This window comes from Pseudomonas sp. SJZ074 (assembly GCF_007828215.1).
In the GTDB taxonomy this organism is placed as follows: Bacteria; Pseudomonadota; Gammaproteobacteria; order Pseudomonadales; family Pseudomonadaceae; genus Aquipseudomonas.
In genome coordinates, this window is record NZ_VIUE01000029.1 from 56347 (window position 1) to 72709 (window position 16363).

16 protein-coding genes are annotated in these 16363 nt (G+C 62.6%); 9 read left to right on the plus strand and 7 right to left on the minus strand.

The genetic code is table 11. The annotated features are described in order from the left end of the window. Positions 1-50 precede the first annotated feature (50 nt). Positions 51-539 carry a Bkd operon transcriptional regulator BkdR gene (gene bkdR / locus FBX99_RS23965; RefSeq protein WP_003202929.1) on the minus strand — a complete coding sequence of 163 codons (489 nt, stop codon included), beginning with the start codon at positions 537-539 and terminating at the stop codon, positions 51-53. Positions 540-730: 191 nt separating this feature from the next. Between bkdR and FBX99_RS23970 the strand changes: the two genes are divergently transcribed. The 5 genes from FBX99_RS23970 (at position 731) to FBX99_RS23990 (ending at position 6969) form a co-directional block, all read left to right on the plus strand. Next, the gene (locus FBX99_RS23970; protein ID WP_144925257.1) at positions 731-1966 is read left to right on the plus strand and encodes a 3-methyl-2-oxobutanoate dehydrogenase (2-methylpropanoyl-transferring) subunit alpha; all 1236 of its coding nucleotides are present in this window, start codon (positions 731-733) and stop codon (positions 1964-1966) included. A 1-nt stretch (position 1967) separates the two neighbouring features. Next, positions 1968-3026 carry an alpha-ketoacid dehydrogenase subunit beta gene (locus tag FBX99_RS23975; RefSeq protein WP_144925260.1) on the plus strand — a complete coding sequence of 353 codons (1059 nt, stop codon included), beginning with the start codon at positions 1968-1970 and terminating at the stop codon, positions 3024-3026. Further along, positions 3027-4295: a dihydrolipoamide acetyltransferase family protein gene (locus tag FBX99_RS23980; RefSeq protein WP_144925264.1), complete on the plus strand. Its 1269-nt coding sequence runs from the start codon at positions 3027-3029 to the stop codon at positions 4293-4295. A gap of 14 nt (positions 4296-4309) precedes the next feature. After that, on the plus strand, positions 4310-5695 hold the full coding sequence (lpdA, locus tag FBX99_RS23985; RefSeq protein WP_144925267.1) for a dihydrolipoyl dehydrogenase: 1386 nt from the start codon (positions 4310-4312) through the stop codon (positions 5693-5695). A 254-nt stretch (positions 5696-5949) separates the two neighbouring features. Further along, positions 5950-6969 carry a branched-chain amino acid aminotransferase gene (locus FBX99_RS23990; RefSeq protein WP_144925270.1) on the plus strand — a complete coding sequence of 340 codons (1020 nt, stop codon included), beginning with the start codon at positions 5950-5952 and terminating at the stop codon, positions 6967-6969. Between the two features lie 105 nt (positions 6970-7074). Here the strand turns inward: FBX99_RS23990 and FBX99_RS23995 are convergent, their stop codons facing one another. Next, positions 7075-7830, minus strand: coding sequence for a helix-turn-helix transcriptional regulator (locus FBX99_RS23995; RefSeq protein WP_144925273.1), 756 nt, complete (start codon positions 7828-7830; stop codon positions 7075-7077). A 103-nt stretch (positions 7831-7933) separates the two neighbouring features. Further along, the gene (locus FBX99_RS24000; RefSeq protein WP_047701034.1) at positions 7934-8275 is read right to left on the minus strand and encodes an FKBP-type peptidyl-prolyl cis-trans isomerase; all 342 of its coding nucleotides are present in this window, start codon (positions 8273-8275) and stop codon (positions 7934-7936) included. Positions 8276-8453: 178 nt separating this feature from the next. Here FBX99_RS24000 and FBX99_RS24005 point away from each other — a divergent pair, with 178 nt between their 5' ends. Continuing rightward, positions 8454-9515, plus strand: a complete 1062-nt coding sequence (locus FBX99_RS24005) for a M4 family metallopeptidase (protein WP_144925276.1) — start codon at positions 8454-8456, stop codon at positions 9513-9515. Next, entirely contained in the window at positions 9515-9838 is a 324-nt protein-coding gene (locus tag FBX99_RS24010) for a protealysin inhibitor emfourin (RefSeq protein ID WP_144925281.1), read from the plus strand. Before FBX99_RS24005 ends, FBX99_RS24010 begins: the two co-directional genes overlap by 1 nt. Positions 9839-9842: 4 nt before the next feature. Here FBX99_RS24010 and FBX99_RS24015 read toward each other — a convergent pair whose 3' ends face one another. Continuing rightward, the gene (locus FBX99_RS24015) at positions 9843-10151 is read right to left on the minus strand and encodes an RcnB family protein (protein WP_041022179.1); all 309 of its coding nucleotides are present in this window, start codon (positions 10149-10151) and stop codon (positions 9843-9845) included. A gap of 341 nt (positions 10152-10492) precedes the next feature. Continuing rightward, complete coding sequence (locus tag FBX99_RS24025) at positions 10493-12571, minus strand: bifunctional diguanylate cyclase/phosphodiesterase (protein ID WP_144925287.1); 2079 nt, start codon at positions 12569-12571, stop codon at positions 10493-10495. A 246-nt stretch (positions 12572-12817) separates the two neighbouring features. Here FBX99_RS24025 and pncA point away from each other — a divergent pair, with 246 nt between their 5' ends. After that, positions 12818-13447, plus strand: coding sequence for a bifunctional nicotinamidase/pyrazinamidase (gene pncA / locus FBX99_RS24030; protein ID WP_144925290.1), 630 nt, complete (start codon positions 12818-12820; stop codon positions 13445-13447). A 4-nt stretch (positions 13448-13451) separates the two neighbouring features. Further along, a complete protein-coding gene (locus FBX99_RS24035; RefSeq protein WP_144925293.1) occupies positions 13452-14093 on the plus strand; it encodes a DUF1345 domain-containing protein in 642 nt (213 codons plus the stop codon). A gap of 57 nt (positions 14094-14150) precedes the next feature. On the opposite strand, the gene FBX99_RS24040 is transcribed toward FBX99_RS24035, so the two are convergent. After that, positions 14151-15452 (minus strand): ATP-binding protein, encoded by a 1302-nt coding sequence (locus FBX99_RS24040; protein WP_144925296.1) that lies wholly within the window; start codon positions 15450-15452, stop codon positions 14151-14153. 4 nt (positions 15453-15456) lie between these two features. After that, positions 15457-16158: a response regulator transcription factor gene (locus FBX99_RS24045; RefSeq protein WP_144925299.1), complete on the minus strand. Its 702-nt coding sequence runs from the start codon at positions 16156-16158 to the stop codon at positions 15457-15459. Positions 16159-16363 lie beyond the last annotated feature (205 nt).

The window sequence follows — 16363 nt, forward strand, 5'->3', positions numbered from 1 at the left end:
GCGAGCAAGCCCGCTCCCACATTGGGCCGGCGGTGACGCGGTATTGAGGTTCAGGTACCCAACGTCAACCCATTCGCCGGCAGCGGCAATGCCGTCTTGTAGCGCACCTGCTTGAGCGCGAAGCTGGAGCGGATATTCGCCACGCCCGGGACCTTGGTCAGGAAGTCCATCATGAACCGCTCCAGGGACTGGATCGTGGGTACCAGTACGCGGATCAGGTAATCCGGATCGCCCGCCATCAAGTAGCACTCCATCACCTCGGGCCGGTCGGAAATCGCCTCTTCAAAATGCTGCAGTGCCTCCTCCACCTGCTTCTCCAGGCTGACGTGGATGAACACATTGACATGCAGGCCCAGCAGGTCGGCATCCAGCAGCGTGACCTGCTCGCGGATCACCCCCAGCTCCTCCATGGCCCGTACGCGGTTGAAGCACGGCGTTGGCGAAAGGTTGACCGAACGGGCGAGATCGGCGTTGGTGATGCGGGCGTTTTCCTGAAGGCTGTTCAGAATGCCGATGTCGGTGCGATCCAGTTTGCGCATGAGACAGATATTCCTGATTTTTATCGTTGTGCAGATTTTTTATCTGCAAATAGTCCGAACAGCAAGCCAACAGAGAAAAATATTCTTCGCCGTCGAGCCTATGATTGTTGTAGGACAATTCTTCTTATCCAGGAGATTTGTCAGCTAGCGCGCCCACTACAAGAAATTCACAAGATCGAGCGTAGAAAGCCATGAACCCAGCGTACGAACCGCTACGCCTGCACGTCCCCGAACCTTCGGGCCGTCCCGGCTGCAAGACCGACTTCTCCTACCTGCATCTGAGCGACGCGGGCACGGTGCGCAAACCCTCCATCGATGTTGAACCGTCCGATACCGCCGACCTGGCCCGGAGCCTGATCCGCGTGCTCGACGACCAAGGCAATGCCCACGGCCCATGGGCCGAAGACGTGCCCCTCGACATCCTGAAAAAGGGCATGCGCGCCATGCTCAAGACGCGGATCTACGACAACCGCATGGTGGTCGCCCAACGCCAGAAAAAGATGTCGTTCTACATGCAGAGCCTCGGCGAGGAAGCCATCGGCAGCGGCCAGGCCCTGGCGCTGAACATCGACGACATGTGCTTCCCGACCTATCGCCAGCAAAGCATCCTGATGGCCCGTGACGTACCGCTGGTGGACATGATCTGCCAACTGCTGTCCAACGAGCGGGACCCGCTCAAGGGCCGCCAGTTGCCGATCATGTATTCGGTCAAGGACGCCGGCTTCTTCACCATCTCCGGCAACCTCGCCACGCAGTTCATCCAGGGCGTGGGTTGGGGCATGGCCTCGGCGATCAAGGGCGACACCAAGATCGCCTCGGCCTGGATCGGTGACGGTGCCACCGCTGAATCGGACTTCCACACTGCCCTCACCTTCGCCCACGTCTACCGGGCACCGGTGATCCTCAACGTGGTCAACAACCAATGGGCAATCTCCACCTTCCAGGCCATCGCCGGCGGTGAAGCCACCACCTTCGCCGGACGCGGTGTCGGTTGTGGCATCGCCTCGCTGCGGGTCGATGGCAACGACTTCATGGCCGTCTATGCCGCCTCGCGCTGGGCCGCCGAACGCGCCCGACGCAACTGCGGCCCGGCGCTGATCGAATGGGTCACCTACCGCGCCGGCCCGCACTCCACCTCTGACGATCCGTCCAAATACCGCCCCGCCGATGACTGGAGCCACTTCCCGCTGGGCGATCCGATTGTCCGCCTCAAGCAGCACATGATTCGTATCGGCCAGTGGTCGGAGGAAGAACATGCTGCCGTCACCGCCGAGCTCGAAGCCGAGGTGATCGCCGCGCAGAAGGAAGCCGAGCAGTACGGCACCCTCGCTGGCGGGCAGATTCCAAGCGCCGCGACCATGTTCGAAGACGTCTACAAAGAGATGCCGGAGCACTTGAAGCGCCAGCGTCAGCAGTTGGGAGTCTGACATGAACGATCACAACACCAATATTGCGCTGGATACCGCCATGACCACTACCACCATGACCATGATCCAGGCCCTGCGCTCGGCCATGGACGTGATGCTCGAACGTGACGACAACGTCGTGGTGTTCGGCCAGGACGTGGGCTACTTCGGCGGCGTGTTCCGCTGCACCGAAGGCCTGCAGAACAAGTACGGCACCTCGCGGGTGTTCGACGCGCCGATCTCCGAAAGTGGCATCGTCGGCGTGGCGGTGGGCATGGGCGCCTACGGGCTGCGACCGGTGGCCGAGATCCAGTTCGCCGACTACGTCTACCCGGCCTCGGACCAGATCATTTCCGAGGCGGCCCGCCTGCGCTATCGCTCGGCCGGCGAGTTCACCGCGCCAATGACCCTGCGCATGCCCTGCGGCGGCGGCATCTACGGCGGCCAGACCCACAGCCAGAGCATCGAAGCGATGTTCACCCAGGTCTGCGGCCTGCGCACCGTGATGCCCTCCAACCCGTACGACGCCAAGGGCCTGCTGATTGCCTCCATCGAGAACGATGACCCAGTGATCTTCCTCGAACCCAAGCGCCTGTATAACGGCCCGTTCGACGGCCACCACGACCGCCCGGTGACGCCATGGTCGAAACACCCGACGGCCCAGGTCCCCGACGGCTACTACACGGTGCCGCTGGATGTCGCCGCCATCACCCGTCCAGGCAAGGACGTGACCATCCTCACCTACGGCACCACGGTTTATGTGTCCCAGGCCGCCGCCGAGGAAACCGGCATCGATGCCGAGGTCATCGACCTGCGCAGCCTGTGGCCGCTGGATCTGGACACCATCGTCAAGTCGGTGAAGAAGACCGGCCGTTGCGTGATCGTCCACGAAGCCACCCGCACCTGCGGCTTCGGCGCCGAACTGGTGTCGCTGGTCCAGGAACACTGCTTCCATCACCTGGAAGCGCCTATCGAACGCGTCACCGGCTGGGACACGCCCTACCCGCATGCGCAGGAGTGGGCGTATTTCCCAGGGCCGTCCCGTGTGGGCGCGGCGTTGAAACGGGTCATGGAGGTCTGAATGGGCACGCACGTTATCAAGATGCCGGACATCGGCGAAGGCATCGCGGAAGTAGAACTGGCGGCATGGCACGTCAAGGTCGGTGACCTGGTGACCGAGGATCAGGTCCTGGCCGACGTCATGACCGACAAGGCCATGGTGGACATCCCTTCGCCCGTGCATGGCCGGGTCATCGCTCTCGGCGGTGAGCCGGGTGAAGTCATGGCGGTGGGCAGCGAACTGATCCGTATTGAAGTGGAAGGTGCTGGCAACCTGAAGGAGTCGGCACAGGCGCCGGCTGCGGCGCCAGCCGCCGAGCCCGCGCCGCCCAAAGCACCTGAGCCTGTGACGCAAAAGCCTGTCGCCGCGCAATGCCCGGCCCGGCAACCCCAGACCCCGGTGGCCCGCGATCCCGAGGAGCGCCCACTGGCCTCACCGGCTGTGCGCAAGCACGCACTGGACCTGGGCATCCAACTGCGTCTGGTCCAGGGCAGCGGCCCTGCCGGCCGGGTCCTGCACGAAGACCTGGAAGCTTATCTGGCCCAAGGGCCTTCGACGCCGGCCAAGGGCGGCTCAGGCTACGCCGAGCGCCACGACGAGCAGCAGATCCCGGTGATCGGCATGCGGCGCAAGATCGCCCAGCGCATGCAGGAAGCCACCCAGCGCGCCGCCCACTTCAGCTATGTTGAGGAGATCGACGTCACCGCCCTCGAAGAGCTGCGGGTTCACCTGAATGAAAAACACGGCGCCAGCCGTGGCAAGTTGACCTTGCTGCCGTTCCTGATGCGGGCGCTGGTGGTGGCTTTGCGGGACTTCCCACAGATGAACGCGCGCTATGACGACGAAGCCCAGGTCATCACCCGCTCCGGTGCGGTGCATATCGGCGTTGCCACCCAGAGCGACGTCGGCCTGATGGTGCCGGTGGTGCGCCACGCTGAGGCCCGCAGCCTGTGGGACAGCGCGGCGGAAATCTCGCGCCTGGCCACGGCGGCCCGCAATGGCAAGGCCAGCCGTGACGAACTGTCCGGCTCGACCATCACCCTGACCAGCCTCGGCGCGTTGGGCGGGATCGTCAGCACACCGGTGCTGAACCTGCCGGAAGTGGCGATCGTCGGCGTGAACAGAATCGTCGAGCGGCCTGTGGTGATCAAGGGCCAAGTGGTGATCCGCAAGATGATGAACCTCTCCAGCTCATTCGATCACCGGGTGGTCGACGGCATGGACGCTGCGCAATTCATCCAGGCCCTGCGCGGCCTGCTCGAACAACCCGCCACCTTGTTTGTGGACTGATACCAGGAGCAGGCATGCAACAGACTTTGAACACCACCCTGCTGATCATTGGCGGAGGCCCTGGCGGTTACGTCGCGGCGATCCGCGCCGGCCAGTTGGGCATCCCGACCATTCTCGTGGAAGGCCAGGCGCTGGGCGGGACGTGCCTGAACATAGGCTGCATTCCGTCCAAGGCACTGATCCATGTGGCCGAGCAATTTCATCAGGCACAACTCCATAGCCAGGGCTCGGCCCTGGGTATCAGCGTGTCGGCGCCGGTGCTGGACATCGGCAAGAGCGTGGAATGGAAGAACGGTATCGTCGATCGCCTGACCACCGGCGTGGCCACACTGCTGAAGAAGCACAAGGTCCAGGTCATTCACGGCTGGGCCAAGGTCATCGACGGCAAGACCGTCGAGATTGGCGATAGCCGCATCCAGTGCGAACACCTGCTGCTGGCGACCGGCTCGAAAAGCGTCGACCTGCCGATGCTGCCAGTGGGCGGGCCGATCATTTCCTCCACCGAAGCCCTCGCCCCCACTTCGGTGCCCAAGCACCTGGTGGTGGTCGGCGGCGGCTACATCGGCCTGGAGTTGGGCATCGCCTACCGCAAGCTTGGCGCCGAGGTCAGCGTGGTCGAAGCCCAGGAACGGATCCTGCCGGCCTACGATGGCGAACTGACCCAACCGGTGCACGAGACGCTCAAACAGTTGGGGGTGAAGCTCTACCTCAAGCACAGCGTCGAAGGGTTCGATGCCCAGGCCAGAACCTTGCAAGTGCGCGACCCCGCTGGCGACACGCTGAACCTGACCACCGACCGAGTGTTGGTGGCGGTCGGGCGCAAGCCCAATAGCCAAGGCTGGAATCTCGAAGCGTTGGACTTGGCGATGAACGGTGCGGCGGTGAAAATCGACCACCGCTGCCAGACCAGCATGCGCAACGTCTGGGCCATCGGCGACCTGAGCGGCGAACCGATGCTCGCCCACCGGGCCATGGCCCAGGGCGAGATGGTCGCCGAACTGATCGCTGGCAAGGCGCGCGAATTCGCCCCAGCGGCGATTCCCGCAGTGTGCTTTACCGACCCGGAATTAGTGGTCGTGGGCAAGACGCCAGACGAAGCCAAGGCCGCCGGCCTGGATTGCATCGTCTCCAGCTTCCCGTTCGCCGCCAACGGCCGGGCGATGACGCTGGAATCGAAGAGTGGTTTCGTGCGGGTGGTGGCGCGTCGGGACAACCATGTGATCGTCGGCTGGCAAGCGGTCGGGGCTGGGGTCTCGGAACTGTCCACCGCGTTCGGCCAGTCCCTGGAAATGGGCGCACGGCTGGAAGACATTGCCGGCACCATCCACGCCCATCCGACGCTGGGCGAGGCGGTGCAGGAAGCGGCGTTGCGGGCGTTGGGGCATGCGTTGCATCTGTGACCAGGGATTGAGGGTGTGAGTGACTGCCTCTTCGCGAGCAAGCCCGCTCCCACATTGGATTGCGTTCGCACAAACGACCGAGATCAACTGTGGGAGCGGGCTTGCTCGCGAATTCGCAAGAACAGCGCCCTTTATCTGCCTGTCACCCATCGAGCAGGCTGCGAAACAGCCCCGGAATGAAGTATTGTTGTCCCCATCCAAAAAACGTCAGAAGCCTTGACCGTTTCGACGGTTATGAAGATATAGAGGGTGTCATGGGTAACGAGAGCATCAATTGGGACAAACTGGGCTTTGACTACATCAAGACCGACAAGCGCTACCTGTCGCACTGGCGCAATGGTGCCTGGGATACCGGCACCCTGACCGACGACAACGTACTGCACATCAGCGAGGGCTCCACTGCCCTGCACTACGGCCAGCAGTGTTTCGAAGGCCTCAAGGCCTACCGCTGCAAGGACGGCTCGATCAACCTGTTCCGCCCGGACCAGAACGCCGCCCGCATGCAGCGCAGCTGCGCACGCCTGCTGATGCCGCACGTCGATACCGAACAATTCATCGAAGCCTGCAAGCAAGTGGTGCGCGCCAACGAGCGCTTCATTCCGCCTTATGGCACCGGCGGCGCGCTGTACCTGCGCCCCTTCGTGATCGGCGTGGGTGACAACATTGGCGTGCGCACCGCACCCGAGTTCATTTTCTCGGTCTTCTGCATTCCGGTCGGCGCCTACTTCAAGGGCGGCCTGACCCCGCACAACTTCCTGATCTCCAGCTTCGACCGCGCCGCCCCACAAGGCACCGGCGCCGCCAAGGTCGGCGGCAACTACGCCGCCAGCCTGATGCCCGGCTCCCAGGCCAAGAAGGCCAGCTTCGCCGACTGCATCTACCTCGACCCGCTGACCCATTCGAAAATCGAAGAAGTCGGCTCGGCCAACTTCTTCGGCATCACCCATGACAACAAATTCGTCACGCCCAACTCCCCGTCGGTCCTGCCAGGCATCACCCGCCTGTCGCTGATCGAGCTGGCCAAGACCCGCCTGGGCCTGGAAGTGGTTGAAGGCGATGTGTTCATCGACAAGCTGTCGGATTTCAAGGAAGCCGGCGCCTGCGGTACCGCGGCGGTGATCACCCCGATCGGCGGCATCAACTACAAGGACAAGCTGCACGTGTTCCACAGCGAAACCGAAGTCGGCCCGATCACCCAGAAGCTCTATAAAGAGCTGACCGGCGTGCAGACCGGCGACGTGGAAGCGCCGGCGGGTTGGATCGTCAAGGTCTGATCCGGTAGTACCGAGGGGGCCTGCCCTCTCGTGTGGTGTTGCTGATGACGCCATCGCGAGCAGGCTCGCTCCCACGGGGTGCCTCGGTGTTCATGGGGCTTGCGTTCAACGCAACTCCACTGTGGGAGCGAGCCTGCTCGCGATAGCGCCGGCGGGTTCGACATCCCGTTCGGCACTGACACCCAATCGCCCAACCATCTCCCGACGCCCCTTGGCCGTCACCGCCAATGCCCGGCTGTCCAGGTCCTGGGTCACCCACTGGCGTTTGATCGCCAATTGCAGCAATGCCGCTCCCAAGGCACCGCCCAGATGGGGCCGACGCATGCTCCAGTCCAGGCAGGGGCAGGCGAATCGGCGTCGCTCACGGGCCAAGGCCTGGACGTCGATGCCCAACGCCTCGAACAGCGTCTTGCCGGACTCACTCAGCCGATAATCCTGTCCTTCCATCTCTAGCAACCATCCGGCTTCGATCATGCGGTCATGCAACCGCACCGCGAGGGTGCCGGCCATATGGTCGTAGCAGGTGCGGGCAAATTGCAGGCGATCCGGAGTGCGCGACACAAAAGCCGGCGCGGTTTTCTGACCGATCACCATCAGCGCTTCCAGCGCCTGGGCGACACGCTTGTCCGCCAGGCTGTAGTAGCGATGACGGCCCTGGACGTGCAACCGCACCAGGGCCAGGTCCTTGAGCTTCGTCAAATGCGCACTGGCAGTGGAGGCGCTGACCTCGGCGATACTCGCCAATTCCGTACTGGTGCGGGCATGCCCGTCCATCAACGAACAGAGCATCCGGGTACGCGCCGGTTCGGCAATGCCCGCAGCCACTTGGGACACACCCGTATCTGAATATTCTGCGCTCATATTTCGCTCCCGGACGAATCAAGCCATGCATCGACTGGAGATAGTAGCAACACTTTCTCCAACACGAACAAGGCAGCGCTTCATGGTGGGTTACCCCACCCCGTCAATCATCCCGGGTCAGCACTTCCAGCAGTTCGATTTCAAAGATGAGGTTGGCGTTGGGCTTGATGTGAGCGCCCATGGATCGCTCGCCATAGGCCAGGTGCGCCGGCACCAACAGCTTGCGCTTGCCACCGACCTTCATGCCCATCAGGCCCTGATCCCAGCCCTTGATCACGCGTCCGGTACCGATCACGCACTGGAAGGGCTTGCCGCGACTGTAGGACGAATCGAACTCGGTGCCATCCTCCAGAGTGCCGCGGTATTGAGTGGTAATCAGTGCGCCTTTGACTACGCTTTTACCGTCGCCCTGTTCCAGGTCGATGATTTGCAGTTCTTCGTTCATGGGCATTCCCGTGTGATTTCCAGGCGCGGGTTTTCGCAGAAATCAGCGCGCCTGGCAACTCCAGTGGCCTGTGAGCGCAGCGTGCGCCTGCAGATGAATCCGGTAAACAGGAGGGAACCGCGGCGCCCGCATCAGTTCACATGGGTATCGACCCTGCTATTCAGATAAGGATGTTCTGATGATCGACTCTCGCCCGCTCCATGGCTTCATTCCTCCTTATATTCTCAATCGCATCATCGCCCACGGCTCCGAACAACAACGCTCCAGTGCCCTCGGTACCCTGACCCATGTGCGCAGCCTGCGGCACAACCCCGGGCCGCCCAGCACTCCTCCCGCCGCCGCAGCACTGCCCAAGCCAGGCAAGGCCGGACACCCGCAACGCAGCGTGCACGATGCACAGAATGGCATGGAGCTGCCTGGCCAGCCGGTGCGCCTTGAGGGTCAAGCGGCCAGTGGCGACGCGGCCGTGGACGAGGCCTACGACGCCCTGGGCGCCACCTATGATTTCTTCTGGAAGGTCCTGGGTCGCGACTCCATCGACAACAAGGGCTTCGCCCTGGTGGGCAGCGTGCATTATGGCCAAGGTTACGAAAACGCCTTCTGGAACGGCGCGCAGATGGTCTTTGGCGACGGCGACGGGGAAATTTTCCAGCGCTTTACCCGCTCCCTGGATGTCGTGGCCCATGAGCTGGCCCATGGCGTCACTGAAAGCGAAGCGGGATTGATCTACGCCAATCAATCCGGTGCCTTGAACGAATCCATCTCCGACGTGTTCGGCGTGCTGGTCAAGCAGTTCGTCCTCGAACAGACGGCCGATCAGGCCGATTGGCTGATCGGTGCCGACCTGCTCACCGACAGGATCAACGGCGACGGCCTGCGCAACATGGCCAATCCCGGCACCGCCTACGATGACCCGCTCCTGGGCAAGGACCCACAGCCCGCCCATATGCGCCAGTTCGTCATCACCCGCGAAGACAACGGCGGCGTACACATCAATTCCGGTATCCCCAACCGCGCCTTTTATCTGATAGCTACCGCACTGGGCGGATTTGCCTGGGAAAAGGCCGGCCGTATCTGGTATGAAACCTTGTGCGACAGGAGTCTGGCCAACGATGCGACCTTCAGTGCCTTCGCCCACCTCACCGTCGAGCATGCCCGCCGGCGTTTCGGCGAGCGGGAGGTACGCGCGGTACAGGACGGCTGGGCCCAGGTCGGCGTCAACCTGACTGAGGAGAGCTGATGAAAACCCTTCCAGACCTTGACGACAACGCCGTGGTACGCCTCTCACGCCAGGGCGGCGTGGCGGCGATCCACGCCTTGACCCGCCCACGGGAGATCGAATTCGCCCAATGCGACCTCGACCAGCGCACGCGCATCTGTTCGGTTCTGGAGGGTTGCCTGCCGCTGACCTCCTCCGCCTCGGGCCGCGGGGATCAACGCTTCTTCCAGATCGAAGTGCGCTATCGCGCCAACGATCAGGACGATGAAATGGTGTTGCAGGTGCCCGAGGACCGGGCACCTGGCGAGCTGGTTCATCTGTGGGACAAAGGCGAAATACTCTGAAGGCCTAACGCGTGGCCGGAACGATCTTGACGATCGCGCCGGACACGGTTTCGATCAGCAAGTACTTATCGTCGATATGCACCCATTGCTGGTCGTTTGTCGGCTGTTCGAGCTTCTTCTGCTTCCAGTCTTTCATGGCTCTATCCGCACGCTGGTAATCGGCGGGTACCCGGTCGTTCTCCACCAGCCTGCGGCCATTGCTCGGCGAATGCTCCAAGGCATCCCCGGTTTTCTCGACCGCTTGTGCAACAGGCCCAAGGGCTCCGAGGCCGACGATCAGGGCCAGGCTGGCGATCAGGGTTGGTTTGCGCATAGAAAGACTCCAGTTATCAAGGTACTGAATCTCCGACTTCAACGGCGGCGAATCATTCCTTTTACTGTAGCGACCAACAGGATGCACAAAACCTGTGGGAGCGGGCTTGCCCGCGAAAGCGGTGCATCTGCCACAAAGATATTGAATGGACCGCCACCTTCGCGGGCAAGCCCGGCTCCCACAGGGTCCTGTGGCGTACAAAAAGGCTGCGTACCCCCGAATCCAGTGTGGGAGCGAGCCTGCTCGCGATAGCGGCGGTTCATTAGACAGCTTTGTGGCAGATACACCGCTATCGCGAGCAGGCTCGCTCCCACAGGGGAATTCCCACAAGAGACGCAGTTTCAGACCACCGCCAAGCGTGGCGCCTTGCGGATATTCTGCAGAAAGCGATCGGCCGGCAGCGGATGGCCCAGCAGGTAGCCTTGCAGCGAATCGCAGCCCAGTTGGGTCAAAAAGTCCTGCTGCACATCGGTTTCCACCCCTTCGGCGACGATCCGCAGGCCTAGGGCCTGACCGAGGGCGACGATGGCCGAGACGATGGCGGCGTCGTCGCTGTCGTGCTCCAGGTCGCGCACGAAACCGCGATCGATCTTCAGCTCATTGGCCGGCAAGCGCTTGAGGTACATCAGGCTCGAATAGCCGGTGCCGAAATCATCGATGGACAGGTCCACGCCCATGTCCGAAAGCTGCTGCAGCACCGTCATGCTGGCATCGGCATCGCTCATGGCGGTGGTTTCAGTGATTTCCAGAGTCAGGTTATTGGGCAGCAGTTGATGAACCTCCAGCGCCTTGGCGACACTTTGCACCAGCCCGGTGTGGCAGAACTGCAAGGCCGAGAGGTTCACGGCGATACGCCAATCGGTATAACCGAGCACGTACCATTCCCGCATCTGGCGACAGGCCTCGTTCAGTACCCATTCGCCGATGGGAATGATCAGCCCGGTCTTTTCCGCCAGGTCGATGAAGGTGTCGGGCATCAACAGGCCCTGGGTCGGATGGTGCCAACGCAACAACGCCTCGGCGCCGACCGGGCGACCATTGGCGGCATCGAACTTGGGTTGGTAATGCAGGCTGAACTGCCGCTGTTCGACGGCGATGCGCAAGTCTTGCAGCAACTGCAATTGCTTGCGGGCATTGCTGTTCATCGAGGCATCGAAAAAACTGTAGCCGTTTTTGCCGGCGCCTTTGGCGTGATACATCGCCGCATCGGCGTTCATCAGCAACTCTTCAGCACTCAGCCCATTGCCCGGATACACCGCGATACCGACGCTGGCGGAAATCTGCAGATCATGCTCGGCGACCCGGAACGTGCGGCCGATCAAGCCGACCTGGCGCGCCGCCAGCCGCAACGCATCGTCAGGCTCGGCCAGTTGCACCAGCAGCACGAATTCATCGCCGCCGATCCGCGCCAGGGTGTCCTGGCTGCGCAAGTCTTCGCGCAGGCGCAGGGCCACGTCCCGCAACAGTAAATCCCCCATGTGATGGCCGAAGGCGTCGTTGACCGGCTTGAAGCCGTCCAGGTCAATGAACATCAAGGCGAAGCAGCCACCCTGCTCCTGCACCCGGTGCATGGCCTGGTCGATACGGTCGGCCAGCAGCACCCGGTTGGGCAATCCGGTGAGAGGGTCGTGCAAGGCCAGTTGAGTCAGTTCCCGGTTCGCCAGGGTCAACGATTGGGCCAATTCCGCGGTACGGGCTTCCAGGCGTGCGTCGAGAATCGACGTGAGCAAGGCAATGGCCAACACCGCTAAGGTCGTGATCAACACCACGTTGTCCAGGCCCTTGCCGCTCAAGCCATCCAGGGAGCCACAAAAGCTGCCCTCCCTGAACTGCGCCCCGGCCATGCCGGTGTAATGCATGCCGACAATGGCGATGCCCATGATCACGGCAGCACCGGCACGGGCCAGTCGCACATGCGGGCTGTTGTGGCGCAGGCGAAAGGCAATCCACAACGCCGCCGCGGAGGCCGCTACCGCGATCACCAGCGAAGCACCGAACAGCGTCGGGTCGTAGTCGATGCCCGGCTGCATCCGCAGGGCCGCCATGCCGGTGTAATGCATGGCGCTGATGCCGGCGCCCATGATCAGCGCGCCGAAAGCCAACTGCCAGGCCGGCAAACGTGGCTGGCTGACCAGCCACAGGGCAAAACCGCTGGAAAAGATGGCGATCAACAACGACAGCGCGGTGATCGACACATCGTAGCCAAGCTCCACCGGCAGGGTGAATGCCAGCATGCCGATGAAATGCATCGACCAGATGCCAACCCCCATCGCCAGCGCACCACCGGCCATCCAGAGGTGGGCAGCACGGCCACGGGTGGTGGCGATACGCCCGGCCAAGTCCAACGCGGTATAGGACGCCAGTACCGCAACCAATAGGGAAATCGAAACAAGGGCGGGGGAATAACTGCCGATGAGCATGGGGGTTTTCTCGTAACTGAAACACCGAACTGCCTCCATGCCCGGTTGAGGCCTGGATTGTACCCAATCCCTTTAGAAGAAGTATCAAAAAGCCATCAATCTTGGAATATTTGCGACGAAAGACATCTTGGTCTGTATGGAGATTGTCAGTGGATGTGCCACCGTTGCGCAGGCAGACCCTGTGGCGATACTGGATCCGACCCGGTTCGGCTAAGCTTGCACACGGACTTCAAGGAGAACGCAGCAATGACCCGCGCCACAACCACTGCATTATTGGTGATAGACGTACAAAACGACTTCATCCCGGGTGGGCCGTTGGCCGTGCCAGGAGGCGACGACATCGTACCGCTGATCAACCGCTTGGGCCGTTCATTCAACCAGGTCGTCCTGGCCCAGGACTGGCACCCGGCCGGGCACGCTTCGTTTGCGTCCAGCCACCCTGGCAAGCAACCCTTCGACACCACCCAGTTGCCCTACGGCGAACAAACGCTGTGGCCCGACCACTGCATACAAGGCAGCCAAGGTGCGGCGCTGCACCCGGCACTGGACCTGCCCCACGCCCAACTGATCATCCGCAAGGGCTGCAACCCGGACATCGACAGTTATTCGGCGTTCATGGAGGCCGATCGCCAGACGCCCACCGGGTTGGCGGGATACCTCAAGGAGCGTGGCGTCGACACCGTTTACGTAGTGGGGCTGGCCCTGGATTTCTGCGTGATGTTCACCGCCCTGGATGCCCGGATCGCGGGGTTCAATGCCGTCGTGGTACTCGACGCTTGCCGGGGCATCGATATCGAGGGTTCGATGGAAACGGCGATCCGCCGGATGCAGACAGCAGGCGTGGAGCTGATTCAGTCCACTGCCATGACGGCCTGACCCGGTGCCCTTCCTCGCTCGCACCCACCCACGCCTGTCCGGCGCAACGGCCCTTGGCCTGATCGCGGGACTCCTGGTTCCCGCGGACTCTGTCATCAGCAAAATCCTGGTCGGCTGGAATGTCGGGGTCTGGACGTACCTGACGCTGATGTTCTGGTTGACCGTCCGGGCCAAGGCTCCCGACGTCAGGCGCATCGCCGAGATCGAAGACGAAAATGCCGGGCTGGTCCTGCTGGTGGTCTGCATCGCGGCGCTGGCCAGCCTGGCGACCATCACCTTCGAGCTGGCCGGCAGCCGCGACCTGCAAACCGCGGGCAAACTGATGCACTACGGTTTCACCGCGCTTACAGTCATCGGTTCATGGCTGCTGATCGGGGTGATCTTCAGCGTTCATTACGCGCGGTTGTATTACACCTGGGACGGCAAGGAGCCGGCCCTGCGGTTTGCCGAAGGACTGACCACGCCCAATTACTGGGACTTCCTGTACTTCTCGTTCACCATCGGCGTGGCCGTCCAGACCTCGGACGTGGGCGTAGCCACCCGGCAGTTACGCAAGATCGTGCTGGCGCAGTCGTTGATCGGGTTCGTGTTCAACACGGCGATTCTCGGGTTCTCGATCAATATTGCGGCGGGGTTGTTTGGGTGATGAGGGGGGCGGTGCGACGTTTCGCTGAATCCCCTCGCCACAGGAAACTGCCGATTATTACCGGGGCATTGGCAGCCACAACCTGAAGCGTGCGCCGCCCAGCGGTGAGACGTCAGCCGTCAAGCTGCCGCCCTGGGCTTCCAGGGCGCGGCGGCTGATGGCCAGGCCCAGGCCGAAGCCGCCCGTGGCGCGGTCGCGACTGCGGTCCAGGCGGTAGAACGGCTCGAACACCCGCTCGCGTTCACCGTCGGGAATGCCGATGCCGTCGTCATCGACCCAGATCTGGCAGCCCTCATCGCCCACCCGCACGCCGACCTGGATCCGCTTCTCGCAATAACGCATGGCATTGCGCAACAGGTTCTGCAGCGCCCGGGCCGTCAGCCGCGGGTCCAGCACAAAGCGCTCCAACGTCCCATGCAAGAGCACGTCAATCACCACGTCCGGCGCCGCCAGGTCCTCGTCGACGCTGCCAAGGATGCTGTCGATGAACTCGTCCAGCGGCACTTCGACCTGCTCCGGCAGACGCTCGGGATTCTGCAACCGGCTGTAGGAGAGCAATTCCAGCACCAGCTCGTCCAGTTCGCGAATATGCGCCACCAACCCTTGCAGGCGCTCGCGGCTGGCCGGCGGCAAGTCATCGGACAGCGCCAGGGCCAGGCCGAAGTCGAGCCGGGTCAAGGGCGTGCGCAGTTCGTGGGAGACCGCGTTGAGCAGGTCCCGTTGCTGATTGAGCAGGCTTTCGATATCGCTGGCCATGGTATCGAACACATGGGCCAGGCTACCGATGTTCGAGCTGGAGGCGATGTGTGTGCGCTCGCTCAAGTGACCCTTGCCGAAGCGTTCGGCGGTGCTCCTGAGACGCTCCAGGTCGCGCCAGTGCGGCCGCAGCCACAGCAACAGGCACGCCAGCATCGTCGCGCCGATCAACACGTTGATGCTCCAGTACAACCAACTGACGTCGGCCGGATCCGGAGGAACGACCATCTTGACCGCCATGCGCTCGTCCAGCGGCGCCACCGCCAGGGTTCGCCAGGCCCAGTCGCCGAGGCGTACCACATTTTCACCCTGCTTGAGGCGGGCTTGTTCATCGGCACTGAAGTCCGCATCATCGATGGCAGCCAGCTCGATGCGCAGCGGTTCGAACTCCTTGTCCATCTGCGCCGCCAACGCCGGCCATTGCTCCCTCGGCACGGCCTGGAACTGCTTGCTCATCAGGGTTTGCAGGCCACGGGAATAGTCGAGGTTGTAGCTCATGAACCGCTCATGGAACAGGCGGATCACCAGTTCCGGCATCAGGTAGATCGCGGCGCTGTAGGACACGATGGTCACCAGATAAAGGCGGATCAACAGCTTCCACATCGACTCAGCACTCCCACTCGGAGCGGCTGAACAGATACCCCTTGCCCCACACCGTCTTGATCTTGCGCGCTTCGCCGGCGTTGTCGTCGAACTTGCGCCGCAACTTGGAAATCGCCACGTCCACCGAGCGGTCGGTGCCGTTGAATTCGATGCCACGCAGGCGTTGCAGGATCTGGTCGCGGCTCAGCACTTCACCGGAATGACGGGCCAGCACCACCAGCAGGTTGTATTCGCCGCTGGACAGCTCCACCGCCTGCCCGCGCCAGGTCACGGTGCGCTCGGACAAGTCGATACACAGGTTGCCCATGAGGATGCGGTCGTTGGCCGTCTGCGGCTCGCTGAGGCTGCTGCGCCGCAGCAAGGTCCGTACACGGGCCAGCAGCACCCGTGGCTCGCACGGTTTGGTGACATAGTCGTCGGCGCCCATCTCCAGGCCCAGCACCTGGTCGTGACTGTCGTCCCGGGCGGTCAGCATCAGGATCGGCAATGTCGCTGAATCGGCCCGCAGCAAGCGGCACACCTGCAAGCCGTCCAGCCCCGGCAACATCAGGTCGAGAATCACCAGATCCGGCGGGTCGACCCGCGCCCGTTCGCGTACATGATCGCCCCGGCTGAGCACATTGACCTGATAGCCGTTGCGTTCCAGGTAACTGGCGATCAATTCGCTGAGGGCGGAGTCGTCTTCCACCAGGAGGATGTTGGGCATGGGTACTTCCAGAAAAGTGCTGTGGCGCCTGACAGACCCTCTTCGCGAGCAAGCCCGCTCCCACAGGAGTTATCGTGAACCTTGTGGGAGCGGGCTTGTTCTGGTCAAGCTTTTCCGGACACCGATTACGGTGATCAAGCTGCCTGCTGCTCCATGGCTATTGGCGGCAGGTAGTTGTTATGGCTGTGGAGCCTGATTCGGTTGT

What these genes read in the sequence shown, in the direction of transcription:
- FBX99_RS23995 (WP_144925273.1), bottom strand. Translation starts at nt 7,830, where the DNA reads ATGAGCGCAGAATATTCAGATACGGGTGTGTCCCAAGTGGCTGCGGGC.
- FBX99_RS24045 (WP_144925299.1), bottom strand. Translation starts at nt 16,158, where the DNA reads ATGCCCAACATCCTCCTGGTGGAAGACGACTCCGCCCTCAGCGAATTG.
- FBX99_RS23970 (WP_144925257.1), top strand. Translation starts at nt 731, where the DNA reads ATGAACCCAGCGTACGAACCGCTACGCCTGCACGTCCCCGAACCTTCG.
- FBX99_RS23980 (WP_144925264.1), top strand. Translation starts at nt 3,027, where the DNA reads ATGGGCACGCACGTTATCAAGATGCCGGACATCGGCGAAGGCATCGCG.
- FBX99_RS24005 (WP_144925276.1), top strand. Translation starts at nt 8,454, where the DNA reads ATGATCGACTCTCGCCCGCTCCATGGCTTCATTCCTCCTTATATTCTC.
- FBX99_RS24025 (WP_144925287.1), bottom strand. Translation starts at nt 12,571, where the DNA reads ATGCTCATCGGCAGTTATTCCCCCGCCCTTGTTTCGATTTCCCTATTG.
- FBX99_RS24010 (WP_144925281.1), top strand. Translation starts at nt 9,515, where the DNA reads ATGAAAACCCTTCCAGACCTTGACGACAACGCCGTGGTACGCCTCTCA.
- bkdR (WP_003202929.1), bottom strand. Translation starts at nt 539, where the DNA reads ATGCGCAAACTGGATCGCACCGACATCGGCATTCTGAACAGCCTTCAG.
- lpdA (WP_144925267.1), top strand. Translation starts at nt 4,310, where the DNA reads ATGCAACAGACTTTGAACACCACCCTGCTGATCATTGGCGGAGGCCCT.
- FBX99_RS24040 (WP_144925296.1), bottom strand. Translation starts at nt 15,452, where the DNA reads ATGTGGAAGCTGTTGATCCGCCTTTATCTGGTGACCATCGTGTCCTAC.
- FBX99_RS23990 (WP_144925270.1), top strand. Translation starts at nt 5,950, where the DNA reads ATGGGTAACGAGAGCATCAATTGGGACAAACTGGGCTTTGACTACATC.
- FBX99_RS24000 (WP_047701034.1), bottom strand. Translation starts at nt 8,275, where the DNA reads ATGAACGAAGAACTGCAAATCATCGACCTGGAACAGGGCGACGGTAAA.
- pncA (WP_144925290.1), top strand. Translation starts at nt 12,818, where the DNA reads ATGACCCGCGCCACAACCACTGCATTATTGGTGATAGACGTACAAAAC.
- FBX99_RS23975 (WP_144925260.1), top strand. Translation starts at nt 1,968, where the DNA reads ATGAACGATCACAACACCAATATTGCGCTGGATACCGCCATGACCACT.
- FBX99_RS24015 (WP_041022179.1), bottom strand. Translation starts at nt 10,151, where the DNA reads ATGCGCAAACCAACCCTGATCGCCAGCCTGGCCCTGATCGTCGGCCTC.